Raw genomic sequence first — 13898 nt, forward strand, 5'->3', positions numbered from 1 at the left:
ACACGCACCGGAGAGACAGCGGTACTTGAGCGCCGTTCCCGAACGGGAGCGCCGCCGGGCAAGGAGGGCCGCATGACCGTACGGCGAGTAATGGGCATCGAGACGGAGTACGGCATCTCCGTCCCCGGCCAACCGAACGCCAATGCCATGCTCACCTCGTCCCAGATCGTCAATGCCTACGCGGCGGCGATGCACAGGGCGCGCCGCGCCCGCTGGGACTTCGAGGAGGAGAACCCGCTGCGGGACGCACGAGGCTTCGACCTCGCCCGCGAGGCCGCCGAGTCCAGCCAGCTCACCGACGAGGACATCGGGCTGGCCAACGTGATCCTCACCAACGGCGCGCGGCTGTACGTCGACCACGCACACCCGGAGTACAGCTCACCGGAGATCACCAACCCCCGCGACGCCGTCCTGTGGGACAAGGCAGGCGAGCGCATCATGGCCGAGGCCGCCGAGCGCGCCGGCCAGCTCCCCGGCGCCCAGCCGATCCTGCTGTACAAGAACAACACCGACAACAAAGGCGCCTCGTACGGCACGCACGAGAACTACCTGATGAAGCGGGAGACCCCGTTCTCGGACATCGTGCGCCACCTGACGCCGTTCTTCGTCTCGCGGCAGGTCGTCACGGGCGCCGGTCGCGTGGGCATCGGCCAGGACGGCCACGAGCACGGCTTCCAGATCAGCCAGCGCGCGGACTACTTCGAGGTCGAGGTCGGACTGGAGACCACCCTCAAACGGCCCATCATCAACACCAGGGACGAGCCGCACTCGGACGCCGAGAAGTACCGCAGACTCCATGTGATCATCGGCGACGCGAATCTCTCGGAGATCTCCACCTATCTCAAGCTCGGGACGACATCCCTGGTCCTGTCCATGATCGAGGACGGGTTCATCAATGTCGACCTGGCCGTGGACCAGCCGGTACGCACGCTCCACCAGGTCTCGCACGACCCGTCCCTGGGACAGCTGGTCACGCTCCGTAGCGGGCGGACACTCACCGCCGTACAGCTCCAGATGGAGTACTTCGAGCTGGCGCGCAAATACGTCGAGGAACGCTACGGCGCCGACGCCGACGAGCAGACCAGGGACGTGCTCGGCCGGTGGGAGGACACGCTCAACCGGCTGGAGAGCGACCCGATGAGTCTGTCGGGCGAACTGGACTGGGTCACCAAGAAGGAGATCCTGGAGGGCTATCGCCGCCGGGACGGCCTGGAGTGGGACGCGGCGCGGCTGCATCTGGTGGATCTCCAGTACTCGGACGTACGCCCCGAGAAGGGCCTCTACAACCGTCTGGTGGCCCGCGGGAAGATGGACCGGCTCCTGGACGAACCGGACGTGGAACGGGCCGAGACAAAGCCTCCAGAGGACACCCGGGCCTATTTCCGGGGCCGCTGTCTGGAGCAGTACGCGGACGACGTGGCCGCGGCCTCCTGGGACTCGGTCATCTTCGACCTCCCGGGCCGGGACTCGCTCCAGCGGGTACCGACCCTGGAGCCGCTGCGGGGCACCCGTAACCACGTGAAAGAGCTCCTGGACCGGTGCCGCACGGCCGAAGACCTCGTCCGCGTGCTCTCGGGCGGCTGAAATGGTCCAGGTCCGGGAATCATGAAGGTGGCCCCCGGACGTTGTACGAACTGCGGGGCCGATGTCGGACCCTGCTTGTAGGGTCGGATCTTGAAGGTCACATCGAGCGGGGCAACCGAGCGGGGTGAGGGATATGGCGACCAAGGACACCGACGGCGGGCAGCAGAAGGCGACGCGCTCCACCGAGGACGTCGAGGAGACGACCGAGGACGCACAGCAGTCCGAGGACCTCAAGGAACGCCAGGAGAAGCTGTCGGACGACGTGGACTCCGTGCTGGACGAAATCGACGACGTCTTGGAAGAGAACGCCGAGGACTTCGTGAGGTCCTTCGTGCAAAAGGGCGGTGAGTAGTTAGCGGATGTCCGAGTCGACCACCGAGAAACGGTGCTCAACCTGCCGGACGATGCTTCCTGTCAGCGCATTCGCGTCCAACAAGTCTCGGCCTGATGGGCTCCAGACCAACTGTCGCGAATGCGCTGCGGGATATCACCGCCGTCGTCAGGAGGCGCGAGGCAGGACGGTGAGGGCGAAGGTGCCTGTCCCGCGTGGGTATAAGCGTTGCCCACAGTGCGGCGAGGCCAAGGCCTACTCGGAGTGGGAGCTCAACCCAACGTCGTCGGACGGCTACGCGAGCTACTGCAAGCCCTGCCGGGCCACTCGGAATCGGCAGTCCTACTTCAAGCGGAAGTACGGCATCACGATGGCGGAGCGCGACGAGATGATCTCGTCGCAGATGGGTATCTGCGTCATCTGTCTCTCCGCCCCCGCCGCGCATGTGGATCACTGCCATGAGACGGGTAGGGTCCGAGGCGTACTGTGCTTCAACTGCAATTCGGCCATTGGCAAGTTGGGGGACAATCCCGACACGCTGCGCCGTGCCACCGCATACCTGGAGGGAAACGCGTGGAAGCCAACACTCGTAGCACCGGGCGTCTACCAGCTGCCTTCCTGACGCCCGGGTCGGCCTCGTTCATGGACTTCCTGGCCGTTCACTCGCCGGAGATCCTGCCGGGCAACCGGGTGCTGCCGCCCGTCCAGGGCGCGATCGAGGCGCCGCACGGTACGACGATCGTCGCCGTCACCTTCGAAGGCGGCGTGATTCTCGCCGGTGACCGGCGGGCCACCATGGGCAACATGATCGCCCAGCGCGACATCGAGAAGGTCTTCCCGGCCGACGAGTACTCGGCCGTGGGTATCGCGGGCACGGCGGGTCTCGCCGTGGAGATGGTCAAGCTCTTCCAGCTGGAGCTGGAGCACTTCGAGAAGGTCGAAGGCGCGCAGCTCTCGTTCGAGGGCAAGGCCAACCGGCTCTCCACCATGATCCGCAGCAATCTCGCCATGGCCATGCAGGGTCTGGCCGTCGTTCCGCTCTTCGTCGGCTGGGACGTCGACCGGGGCAAGGGCCGCATCTTCTCCTACGACGTCACCGGCGGCCGTTCCGAGGAGCAGGGGTACGCGGCGACCGGATCGGGCTCGCTCTTCGCGCGCGGTGCGATGAAGAAGCTCTTCCGTGAGGGACTGACGGAGGAGCAGGCCATCACTCTCGTCATCCAGGCGCTCTACGACGCGGCGGACGACGACTCGGCCACCGGCGGCCCGGACGTGGCCCGCAAGATCTATCCCCTTGTCAACATCATGAGTGACGAGGGCTTCCGCAGGGTCACCGAGGAGGAGTCCTCCCGGGTCGCCCGTTCCATCATCGAGCGCCGGCTGGAACAGCCCGACGGCCCGCGCGCCGAGCTGCTCTGACGCCCGGCCTCTTCTGATAAGACATGTCACTGACAGGAAGGGACGGATAGCCGGTGTCGACGCCGTTCTATGTCTCACCCCAGCAGGCCATGGCCGACCGGGCGGAGTACGCCCGCAAGGGCATCGCCCGCGGTCGCAGCCTGGTTGTGCTGCAGTACGCCGACGGCATCGTCTTCGTCGGTGAGAACCCGTCCCGCGCGCTGCACAAGTTCAGCGAGATCTACGACCGGATCGGTTTCGCCGCCGCCGGGAAGTACAACGAGTACGAGAATCTGCGCATCGGCGGTGTCCGCTACGCGGATCTGCGCGGGTACACCTACGACCGCGACGATGTGACGGCCCGTGGGCTCGCCAACGTCTACGCGCAGACGCTCGGCACGATCTTCTCCAGCGCCGGCGAGAAGCCGTACGAGGTGGAGCTGGTCGTCGCCGAGGTGGGTCCGACGGCCGACGGGGACCAGATCTACCGGCTGCCGCACGACGGATCGATCGTCGACGAGCACGGCTCGGTGGCTGTGGGCGGCAACTCCGAGCAGATCAGCACCTTCCTGGACCAGCAGCACCGTGACGGGATGACGCTCGCCGAGGTGCTGAAGCTGGCTGTGCAGGCGCTGTCCCGTGACACGAACGGGGGCGAGCGGGAGATTCCCGCCGAGCGGCTGGAGGTGGCGGTCCTGGACCGTACCCGGCCGCAGCAGCGCAAGTTCAAGCGCGTTGTGGGGCGTCAGCTCGCGCGTCTGCTGGAGGCGGACGGCGCGGCGTCCACGCCGACGGACGCTCCCTCGGACACCGAGGAGACGGAAGGATCCGGCGAGTCCGACGAGTGAGTGACGCGAGTCCTCCGGTGCCCCGTACCGCCCGTGCGGTCCGGGGCACCGGTCTGTCCGGGCACCTTCCGCGAGGCCGCCGGTCCGTCTCTCTCAGGCCGGCGGGGGCGCTGTCGAGCCGCGGGTCACCAGGGACACGGGCAGGACGGTGTTCTCGGGCTCGCGTCCGTCGAGGATGGCCAGCAGCGCCGACATCCCGTGCTCGCCGACCCGTTCGGCGGGCAGCCGTACGGTGGTCAGTTCCGGTTCCAGCGCGGTCGCGAGCCCCGAGTCGTCGAAGCCGGTGACGGAGATGTCGTCCGGCACTCGCAGGCCGAGTTTCCGGGCGGCTTTGACGGCGCCCGCCGCCAGTACGTCGCTGTCGCAGATCAGTGCCGTGGCGCGGGGCCCCGGGCCACGCAGGGCCCGTTCGGCCGCTTCTTGTGCCGCGTGCACCTCAAGGGCCGAGGGCACGGTGCGTACGACCGCCTCCGGCACCCCTCGTACCGCCTCGGCGAGGGTGTCGGCCCGCACGGTGAAGGTCCAGGACGTCACGGCCGAGGCCAGATGGACGATGCTGCGGTGGCCCTGCCCCAGGAGGTGGCCGGTCACCTGGCGCATGGCGTCCGCGATGTCGAGATTCACGTGCGCGGCGGCGCCGGATCCGGCGGGGTCGCTGTCGAGCATCACCAGCGGCAGGTCGGTGCCCCGGATCGCGGCGAGCGCGTCGGTGGCCATGGAGGAGGCGATCACGCCGTCCAGTGCCGCCCGTGCGGAGGCGAACGGGTCTCTGGCGGGTCCGACGCCCTCCGGTGACGGATAGAGGACCACCCCGAATCCGTGTTCGGCGGCGACCGACGCGGCGCCTGTGTAGACGCGGGCGAAGAACTCGTGGGTGAGTGCCGGGACGACCAGGAGCGCGGTCCTGGTCCGGCCGAGGCGGAGGCTGCGGGCGGCGAGGTTGGGCCGGTAGCCCAGCTCGCGTGCCGTGTCGCGGACGAGTCCGGCGGTGCGTTCGGAGACCCGGCCGGTCCACTTGTCGCCCAGCACGAGGGAGACCGTCGCCTGCGACACCCCGGCGGCGCGCGCCACGTCCCTGCTGGTCGGCCTCGCGGATCTCGCGGCGGTGCCGGGCCCGGACCGGTCCGTACGGGGCGGCTCTGTCATGGGTGTCGTCCTCCGCGGTGACTGCTGCGGCCCGAAAGCCGGTGGACCCGCGGGCTCCGGACATGGTACGTATGAGCCCGCACGTTATACGTAAAACCTGCCGTGCCGGGCGAACCGGGGGAGAGAAGGGGGAGCCATGGCCACCGGCTATGTGGAGATTCTCAGGGCACCGCACGCCGCGCGGCTGCTCGCGGGCACGCTCGTCGGGCGGCTGCCGAGCGCCACGGGCCATATCGCGATCGTCCTGTTCACCCGCGACGCGGGCGGCAGCTACACCCTCGCGGGCGTCCTGGCGGCCGTGTACGGGCTCTCCACCGCGATCGGCCAGCCGCTGCTCGGCCGTGCCGTGGACCTGGTCGGCCAGCCGCGGGTCCAGCTCCCCGCGGCCCTCGTCTCCGCCCTCGGCATGGCGTTCCTCGCCGCCAACGGCATCGACCCGCTGCCCCTCGCCTACGCGGCGGTGGTCGTCGCGGGCTTCTTCACCCCGCCCCTCGAAGGCGGTCTGCGGGCCCTGTGGCCCAGCGTGCTCGGCCGGGAGGACCGGGTGCACCGGGCGTACGCCATGGACGCCGTGGCGCAGGAAGTGATGTTCACGGCCGGACCGCTCTTCGTCACCCTCCTCGTGGCCCTCTGGTCCCCGGGCGCCGCCCTCCTGGTCATCAACGCCATAGGCGTCGTCGGCGCGCTCACGGTCGTGCTCTCCGAGCCCTCCCGCGCCTGGCGCTCGGCGCCCCGCGAGGCGCACTGGCTCGGCGCCCTGCGCTCACCCGGACTTCTCGCGCTTCTGGCCGCCTTCCTCTTCATCGGCCTGGCACTGGGCTCCATCACCGTCGCCGGCGTCGCGTACGCGGACGACCAGGGCCGCGAGTCGGTGTACGGCTGGCTGATGGCCGCTCTCGGTCTCGGCGCGCTGGTGGGCGGCCTCGCGTACGGGGCCAGACAGTGGACCGGCACCCCCGAACGCCGGCTGCTGGGGATCGCCGCTTTGCTCGCCGCCGGCTACCTCCCTCTGATGCTCACTCCCGGCGTCGTGGCCATGACCGGGCTCGCCGCCCTCGCCGGGGTCTTCCTGGCGCCCGCGCTGGCCTGTGCCTTCATCGTGGTGGACCGGCACGCCCCGCGCGGCACCGTCACGGAGGCCTTCTCCTGGCTCGTGACGACCTTCGGCGTCGGCGCCGCCTTCGGTACGGGGGTGGCCGGCCCGGTCGTCGAACTCGCCGGTACGTCGGAGAGCTTCGGCGTCGCGGGGGCGGGCGGCTGCGCCGCGCTGCTGGTTCTGCTGGCCACCCGGAAGGTCCTCGCGGCTCCCCGCGAGGACGCCGCGACCGGCCCCATTGGGGAAGCCGGTCTCGAAAATGATCGCAACGGTGCGGCCCAACACGGTTTCAGCTCAGGCCATCAGGCGTAATGTTCAGACATGGACCGCCGCATTTTCGGGCTGGAGAACGAGTACGGCGTCACGTGCACCTTCAGGGGACAGCGCCGGCTGTCCCCTGACGAAGTGGCGCGCTACCTCTTCCGCCGTGTTGTGTCATGGGGCCGCAGCAGCAACGTCTTCCTGCGGAACGGCGCCCGCCTCTACCTCGACGTGGGATCGCATCCGGAATACGCGACACCCGAATGCGACAACGTGACCGAACTGGTCACGCACGACAAGGCGGGCGAGCGCATTCTCGAAGGCCTGCTCGTCGACGCCGAACGCCGCCTGCACGAGGAGGGAATCGCGGGCGACGTCTATCTGTTCAAGAACAACACCGATTCGGCGGGAAACTCCTACGGCTGCCACGAGAATTATCTCGTCGCCCGCCACGGGGAATTCTCCCGGCTCGCGGACATCCTCATCCCGTTCCTCGTCACCCGGCAGTTGCTCTGCGGCGCCGGCAAGGTGCTGCAGACCCCGCGTGGCGCGGTCTACTGCGTCAGTCAGCGCGCCGAGCACATCTGGGAGGGTGTCAGCTCCGCCACCACCCGCTCCCGTCCCATCATCAACACCCGTGACGAACCGCACGCCGACGCGGAGCGCTACCGCCGGCTGCATGTCATCGTCGGCGACTCGAACATGTCCGAGACGACCATGCTCCTCAAGGTCGGCGCCACGGATCTCGTGCTGCGCATGATCGAGGCGGGCACGGTCATGCGTGACCTCACTCTGGAGAACCCGATCCGGGCGATCCGCGAGGTCAGCCACGACATCACGGGCCAGCGCAAGGTGCGCCTGGCCAGCGGGCGCGAGGCGTCCGCCATCGAGGTCCAGCGGGAGTACTACGAGAAGGCCGTGGACTTCGTCGACCGCCGGGGCATCCGCACCGGCACCGTGGAGCAGGTCCTGGAGCTCTGGGGCCGGGCGCTCGACGCGATCGAGGCCGAGGATCTGGACCGGATCGGCACCGAGATCGACTGGGTCATGAAGTACAAGCTCATCGAGCGCTACCGGGCCAAGCACAACATGACCATGTCCCACCCCCGGGTCGCCCAGATAGACCTCGCCTACCACGACATCCACCGCCGTCGCGGGCTCTACTACCTCCTGGAGAAGCGCGGCCAGGCGGCCCGGATCTGCAACGACATGAAGATCTTCGAGGGCAAGTCCGTGCCCCCGCAGACCACCCGGGCACGGCTGCGCGGAGACTTCATCCGCCGGGCCCAGGAACAGCGGCGGGACTTCACCGTCGACTGGGTCCATCTCAAGCTCAACGACCAGGCGCAGCGCACCGTGCTGTGCAAGGACCCGTTCCGATCCGTCGACGATCGGGTGGAAAAGCTGATCGCCGGTATGTGACAGTTCGATCACCGGTTCCGGCCGTCCGGAACGCGACTCGGGCCCCGTACGTTTCTCGTGCGGGGCCCTTGCCACGCCCCCAGGGGGTGTCTTGCCGATCTTGCCGGGCTCGCGGTCCCTGGCACGCACGCTCGCCGCGTTGTCGTCGGTCGCCGACGCTCCGCGTCGTCCCCCTCCTCCGCCTTGCGATCGCACGCACCAGACCCCGCTCCCTTATCCGGCCTGATCGACAAGACACCCCCTAGAGTGTCGAGGAACTTAACCTTCCGTCTGAGATCTGAGGAATTCGTGCGCCGACTTGCCGGCCTCATCGTCATCCCCCTCCTGCTGCTGTCCACAGCGGCCTGCGGTGACGACGGAGGCTCCGACTCCACCTCGTCCAAGAACGGGCTTCCCGAGATCACAGCGGGTGCCAAGTTCGGTGAGAAGCCGACTCTCGGGAAGGGTGAGGGGACCCCTCCGAAGGAGCTGCAGACCGACGTCATCAGTGAGGGTGACGGCGAGAAGCTCAAGAAGGGTGACGCGATCCAGGTCAATTACCTGGGCCAGTCGTGGGACTCGACCAAGCCCTTCGACAACAGCTTCGACCGCAAGGCCCCCTTCGACCTGACGCTCGGCGCCGGCATGGTCATCCAGGGCTGGGACAAGGGCCTGGAGGGCCAGCGGGTCGGCAGCCGGGTCGCGCTCGGCATCCCGCCGGAGCTCGGTTACGGGGCGCAGGGCCAGGGCGACATCAAGCCCAACTCCACCCTCGTCTTCGTCGTCGACATCCTGAAGGCGACCCAGGTCCCGACCACCGCCAAGGGCACCGAGGTCGCGCAGGACGACGCCGACCTGCCCAAGGTCGGGGTGAACGCCGACGGCAAGGCCCCCACGGTCAAGATCCCGAAGGTGGACCCGCCGGCCAAGCTCGTCTCCAACTACGTGCTGGAGAGCAAGGGCGAGGTCGTCAAGGACACCGACTCGGTCGTGCTGAACTACGAAGCGCTGCTGTGGAAGGACGCCAAGACCTTCGACAGCACGTACAAGAACGGCAAGACCGTCACGTTCCCGCTGCCGCAGCTCACCCTCAAGGGGCTGAAGGACGGCGTCGTGGGCAAGAAGGTCGGCAGCCGTGTGCTGGTCGTGATCCCGCCGGCGGAGGCGTTCGGAGACAAGGAGCAGCAGGGCATCCCCAAGAACTCCACTCTGGTGTTCGCCGTGGACATCCTGGCGAAGGTGTAAGACTGTCCCGGTTGCCCCGTTCATCATTTAGAGGAGCAGTTCAGTGAGCATCGAGAAGCCCGAGATCGACTTCCCGGGTGGCGAGCCGCCGGCCGACCTGGAGATCAAGGACATCTGGGAGGGCGATGGTGCCGTCGCCAAGGCGGGCGACACCGTCTCCGTCCACTACGTGGGCGTGGCCTTCTCCACCGGTGAGGAGTTCGACGCCTCCTGGAACCGCGGTGCGCCGCTGTCGTTCCAGCTCGGTCTCGGACAGGTCATCTCCGGCTGGGACCAGGGTGTCCAGGGCATGAAGGTCGGCGGGCGCCGTCAGCTGACGATTCCCTCGCACCTCGCGTACGGCGAGCGTGGCGCGGGCGGCGGTGCCATCGCCCCCGGCGAGACGCTGATCTTCGTCTGCGATCTCGTCTCCGTCTGACCGGTGTCTCCGGCCGGCGTCGCTGATCGACGCGGCCGATCGGCGTTGTCGGCGGAATGACGCACCTGTCCGATCACATACGGACACACCGAGGGCCCATGCTGTCCGGCGTGGGCCCTCGGCTTTTACCGCGGGACCGCCGGGCGGTACGGTCGACGCGCGGATCCGGCACTATCAAATGAGGTGTAGGGCGTCGATGGCCATTGCCAAGGCCGAGCGGTTGATGAATCTCGCGCTGTGCCTGCTCGGCACCCGGCGCCCGCTCAGCAAGCGCGAGTTGCGCGAGTCCATCGAGGCGTATCTGGAAGCCGGCTCCGACGACTCCTTCAACCGGATGTTCGAGCGGGACAAGGACGATCTGCGCGAACTCGGCCTGGTCATCGAGACCGTGGAGAATCTGGACGGCGAGACCGGCTATCTCGCCCGCCGCGACAGCAACCGGCTCCCCGCGATCACGCTGGACGCCGAGGAGGCCGCCGCGCTCGGTCTCGCCGCCAAGGTGTGGCAGCAGGCCCGGCTCGCGGGCGCGGCCAGTGGCGCGCTCCAGAAGCTGCGGGCCGCGGGCATGCCGGAGGCGGAGGACTCGTACGAGGCGCACCACAGCGCCCTGGAGCCGCGCATTCCCGTCCATGAGGCCGCGTTCGAGCCGCTGATGCTCGCCTGCCGCGACCGCAGGCCCGTGGTCTTCGACTACCGCAAGGCCAACGCCGCGAGGCCCGAGCAGCGCCAGGTCGAGCCGTGGACCCTGGAGTGCTGGCGGGGCCACTGGTATCTGGCCGGCTGGGACCGGGAGCGCCGGGCCGAGAGGGTCTTCCGGCTCTCGCGGATCACCGGCCGGGTCCGCTCCAGGGCGGGGGAGTTCACCGCTCCCGTCCCCGACGTGGTCACCGTGCGCGAGACCGTGGAGACCTGGGCGGGTGAGACGGCGACGCGCTCGGCGCTGATCCGGCTCCGTTCCGAGAGCGGATATCCGCTGCGCGCCAGGGCTGTGTCGTCGCGTGAACTGGGCGACGGCTGGGACGAGTTGGAGATTCCGTACGGTCACGGTCTGGACGCCTGGCTGGTGGAGTTCGGGCCCGACGTGGTCGTGCTGGAGCCCGCGGATCTGCGGGCCGACGTCGTGGACCGGCTGCGCGCCGTGGCCAAGGCCTGAGGGGACTTCGTACACACCATGGCAGCCAACGCCATCGACCAGACCCGCCGGATGCTCTCGCTGGTGACCTATCTGCGCGAGCGCCCGGGGGCGCACGTCCAGGACGTCGCACGCGCCTTCGGGATCACCGAGGACGAGCTGATCTCGGACCTCGACGTGCTGCCCATGTGCGGGACGAGTTTCCGCGGCGGTGACCTGCTCGACATCGACACCGACGGGGACCGCATCTGGTGGCACAACCCGGACGACGTCGCCGAGCCGCTGCGGCTCGCCGCGGACGAGGCCACCGCGCTGCTGGTGGCCGCCCGCGCCGTCGCCACCCTGCCGGGGCTGCGGGAGAGCGACCGGCAGGCGCTGCTGCGGGCCACCGCCAAGCTGGAGGCCGCCGCCGGGGAGGTGGCGGGTGCCAGCTCACGGCTCTCGGTCACCTTCGAGTCCGAGGGCGGCGTCTTCGCGGACGTGGACCGGGCCATCTCCGAGCGGCGCCGGCTCTGGCTGCGTTACTACTCCCCGGCGCGCGACGAGCTGACCGAGCGCGAGGTCGACCCGATCAGGCTGTTCGCCGTGGGTCACACGTACATGGAGGCCTGGTGCCGGCTCTCCGAGGCGCGGCGTACGTTCCGGCTCGACCGGGTCGCCGAGATCAGGCTGCTCGACGAACCGGCCGCGCCGCCGGAGCTGGAGCTGCGTGATCTCTCCGAGGGGCTGGTGCAGCCGGCGGCCGAGGATCCCGAAGTGGTGGTCGAGGTCGGGCCCGGCGGGCGCTGGGTCGCCGAGTACTACCCGCACGACAGCGCGGAGGAACTGCCCGACGGGGGCTTGCGGATCACGCTGCGCACGCCCGCGCCGGCCTCGCTGCGCCGGCTCGCGCTGCGTCTCGGCAGGGACGGCCGTATCACCTTCCCGCCGGATCTCGCGGAGAGCGCGCGGCTGGCGGCGGGCGAGGCGCTGGCGGCGTACGAAGCCGACGACTACCGACGCAACTAGGGGATTTGGGGGAGATGTCCGTGATGGGTGGTTTCTCGACGTCGGCGTCCATGGTGCCGGCGTCCATGGTGCCGGTCCTCTTCCAGGCCGCCTGCCCCGAGTGCCGGGCCCGCTTCGAACTCTCGGCCGGCGCGCTGCGGCTCGCGATCGGCGCCAGCCGCCGTACGACCTTCTACTCCTTCACCTGCCCCGAGTGCGAGACGGCGGTGCGCAAACCCGCCGGTGAACGCATCGTCGAACTGCTCACGGGCGGCGGTGTCCGGACGCTGCGCCTGCATTCGACTCTCTAGGGAAAAGGCTTCCTCGCGTGTTCTGGCCCATGTTCGCCATCGCCCTCGGATTCTGCGGACTCACCGTGCTCGGTGTCCTCGCGGTCCGTGTCTTCGTCGAGGCCCAGCGCCTCGGCCATCAGGTCGCCTCCACCACGCGGCGGATCAATCAGGCGGCCGAGGAGCTGGAGCTGGCCGCCACCCATCTCGCGAAGACCGGCGATGCCATCCGATAAATGAATGCACCCTCCCTCCATCACCAGTTCGGGCGGTAGGGTGACGAAGCGGTCTCGGACTGGAGGCGGGGGCCGTCGTAGGGAGTACGCACAGGCATTGCCCAGCGTTTACCCCTGCGGGTTACGATCGCTGCCAGCACGGTGGTCAGACAACTGTCCGGCTGTCGTCCAAGACTCCTGTCGCCTCGGTGAAGAAGGTAATCGCTATGGGTAGGCTCGGCCCCACCGAGATCATCCTCATTCTTGTCGTCATCATCCTGCTCTTCGGCGCCAAGAAGCTTCCCGACATGGCCCGTTCGCTCGGCAAGTCGGCGCGCATCCTCAAGAGTGAGGCGAAGGCGATGAAGACCGACGACAACAAGGGCGGCACCGTTCCGACGGACCCGCCGACCGCCTCCGCCGAGCCGGACCAGCCCGCGCCCCGGACGATCCAGGCCGCGCCCGGCGATGTCACGAGCTCGCGCCCCGTCGCCGAGCCGACCGACTCGACCAAGCGCTGATCCGACCCCTGGGCCGATGCACGCACCGGGCACGGTGACGGCCTTCCGCACGAGATGAGGACGTGGGTTGCCCAAGTCTGCCCGCACAGAAGAGAAGGATCCCGAGGGGCGCATGCCGCTCGTGGAGCATCTTCGTGAGCTGCGCAACCGGCTGTCGAAAGGGATCCTCGCGATCGTCGTGGTGACGATCGTGGCGGTGTTCTACAGCGAGCAGATCATGTCGTTCCTCTCGGAGTCGGTCCCCAAGTGTGAGAACGGGCTCCAGGAGAGCGACGGCGGCAATTGTGCCGTCGTCTCCTTCAACACCCTCACCTCGCCGTTCACCACGACGATCCGGGTCAGTCTCACCGCCGGCATCATCGTGTCCAGTCCGGTCTGGCTCTACCAGCTGTGGGCGTTCATCGCCCCGGGCCTGCACAAGAACGAGAAGAAGTACACGTACGCGTTCGTCGCGAGCGCGGTGCCGCTCTTCACGGCCGGTGCCTACCTGGCCTACATCATCCTGCCGATCAGCGTGAAGGTGCTCATCAGCCTCACGCCGGAAGGCTCGTCCAACATCCTCTCGCTCGACGAGGTCCTCGACTTCACCACCCGTATGGTGCTGGTCTTCGGTCTCGCCTTCGAGCTGCCACTGGTGCTGGTCATGCTCAACATGACCGGCATCGTGACCGGCCGCCGGATGGCCGGCTGGTGGCGCGGCGTCGTCATGGGCGTCTTCGTCTTCGGCGCGGTGATCACCCCGACGACCGACCCCGTGGGCATGCTCGCGCTGGCGGGTCCCATCGTCGTCCTCTACTTCGGCGCGGTCGGCTTCTCGCTCATCAACGACCGGCGCAGGCGCCGCAAGAACCCGGACGCGGATCTGGACGACGACGAGGCGTCGGATCTGGACCACACCCCTGAGAGCGTCGGCGATGTCGAACCGGTCCCGTCCGTGGCCGCACTGCCCGAGCAGGCGGACAGCGGCCGCACGGCCCGGGTGAACGGCTACGACGACATCACCTGACCTGGATCGGCGACCGCCG

The 13898-nt window shown here is 68.7% G+C and carries 16 protein-coding genes; 15 read left to right on the forward strand and 1 reads right to left on the reverse strand.

Annotated features, from left to right (window positions below; genetic code table 11):
- Positions 1 to 72 precede the first annotated feature (72 nt).
- From dop to prcA, 5 genes are all read left to right on the forward strand, one after another.
- Positions 73 to 1584: a depupylase/deamidase Dop gene (dop, locus tag OIE74_RS31395; protein ID WP_329389634.1), complete on the forward strand. Its 1512-nt coding sequence runs from the start codon at positions 73 to 75 to the stop codon at positions 1582 to 1584.
- A gap of 133 nt (positions 1585 to 1717) precedes the next feature.
- Positions 1718 to 1936, forward strand: a complete 219-nt coding sequence (locus OIE74_RS31400) for a ubiquitin-like protein Pup (protein ID WP_329389636.1) — start codon at positions 1718 to 1720, stop codon at positions 1934 to 1936.
- 52 nt (positions 1937 to 1988) lie between these two features.
- Positions 1989 to 2537 (forward strand): endonuclease VII domain-containing protein, encoded by a 549-nt coding sequence (locus OIE74_RS31405; protein ID WP_329389638.1) that lies wholly within the window; start codon positions 1989 to 1991, stop codon positions 2535 to 2537.
- A complete protein-coding gene (prcB, locus tag OIE74_RS31410; protein WP_329389640.1) occupies positions 2489 to 3334 on the forward strand; it encodes a proteasome subunit beta in 846 nt (281 codons plus the stop codon). The genes OIE74_RS31405 and prcB overlap by 49 nt, the downstream gene beginning before the upstream one ends.
- Before the next feature lie 53 nt (positions 3335 to 3387).
- The gene (gene prcA, locus OIE74_RS31415) at positions 3388 to 4161 is read left to right on the forward strand and encodes a proteasome subunit alpha (protein WP_329389642.1); all 774 of its coding nucleotides are present in this window, start codon (positions 3388 to 3390) and stop codon (positions 4159 to 4161) included.
- 93 nt (positions 4162 to 4254) lie between these two features.
- Here the strand turns inward: prcA and OIE74_RS31420 are convergent, their stop codons facing one another.
- Positions 4255 to 5307, reverse strand: coding sequence for a LacI family DNA-binding transcriptional regulator (locus tag OIE74_RS31420; RefSeq protein ID WP_329389644.1), 1053 nt, complete (start codon positions 5305 to 5307; stop codon positions 4255 to 4257).
- Positions 5308 to 5443: 136 nt separating this feature from the next.
- Between OIE74_RS31420 and OIE74_RS31425 the strand changes: the two genes are divergently transcribed.
- The 10 genes from OIE74_RS31425 (at position 5444) to tatC (ending at position 13879) form a co-directional block, all read left to right on the forward strand.
- Positions 5444 to 6715 carry an MFS transporter gene (locus OIE74_RS31425; protein ID WP_329389646.1) on the forward strand — a complete coding sequence of 424 codons (1272 nt, stop codon included), beginning with the start codon at positions 5444 to 5446 and terminating at the stop codon, positions 6713 to 6715.
- Positions 6716 to 6724: 9 nt separating this feature from the next.
- Positions 6725 to 8086, forward strand: a complete 1362-nt coding sequence (gene pafA, locus OIE74_RS31430; protein ID WP_329389648.1) for a Pup--protein ligase — start codon at positions 6725 to 6727, stop codon at positions 8084 to 8086.
- Between the two features lie 288 nt (positions 8087 to 8374).
- Positions 8375 to 9310, forward strand: coding sequence for an FKBP-type peptidyl-prolyl cis-trans isomerase (locus OIE74_RS31435; RefSeq protein ID WP_329389650.1), 936 nt, complete (start codon positions 8375 to 8377; stop codon positions 9308 to 9310).
- Between the two features lie 43 nt (positions 9311 to 9353).
- Entirely contained in the window at positions 9354 to 9728 is a 375-nt protein-coding gene (locus OIE74_RS31440) for an FKBP-type peptidyl-prolyl cis-trans isomerase (RefSeq protein ID WP_329389652.1), read from the forward strand.
- A gap of 196 nt (positions 9729 to 9924) precedes the next feature.
- Positions 9925 to 10881, forward strand: a complete 957-nt coding sequence (locus tag OIE74_RS31445) for a helix-turn-helix transcriptional regulator (RefSeq protein ID WP_329389654.1) — start codon at positions 9925 to 9927, stop codon at positions 10879 to 10881.
- An 18-nt stretch (positions 10882 to 10899) separates the two neighbouring features.
- Positions 10900 to 11868, forward strand: coding sequence for a helix-turn-helix transcriptional regulator (locus OIE74_RS31450; RefSeq protein WP_329389656.1), 969 nt, complete (start codon positions 10900 to 10902; stop codon positions 11866 to 11868).
- A gap of 14 nt (positions 11869 to 11882) precedes the next feature.
- Positions 11883 to 12158 carry a hypothetical protein gene (locus OIE74_RS31455; RefSeq protein WP_443076290.1) on the forward strand — a complete coding sequence of 92 codons (276 nt, stop codon included), beginning with the start codon at positions 11883 to 11885 and terminating at the stop codon, positions 12156 to 12158.
- 17 nt (positions 12159 to 12175) lie between these two features.
- Positions 12176 to 12373, forward strand: coding sequence for a hypothetical protein (locus OIE74_RS31460; protein WP_329389658.1), 198 nt, complete (start codon positions 12176 to 12178; stop codon positions 12371 to 12373).
- 206 nt (positions 12374 to 12579) lie between these two features.
- Positions 12580 to 12873 carry a Sec-independent protein translocase subunit TatA gene (gene tatA / locus OIE74_RS31465; protein ID WP_329389660.1) on the forward strand — a complete coding sequence of 98 codons (294 nt, stop codon included), beginning with the start codon at positions 12580 to 12582 and terminating at the stop codon, positions 12871 to 12873.
- 112 nt (positions 12874 to 12985) lie between these two features.
- Positions 12986 to 13879 (forward strand): twin-arginine translocase subunit TatC, encoded by an 894-nt coding sequence (tatC, locus tag OIE74_RS31470; protein ID WP_329389663.1) that lies wholly within the window; start codon positions 12986 to 12988, stop codon positions 13877 to 13879.
- Positions 13880 to 13898: the final 19 nt, after the last annotated feature.

The organism is Streptomyces sp. NBC_01716, assembly GCF_036248275.1.
Taxonomy (GTDB): Bacteria; Actinomycetota; Actinomycetes; order Streptomycetales; family Streptomycetaceae; genus Streptomyces.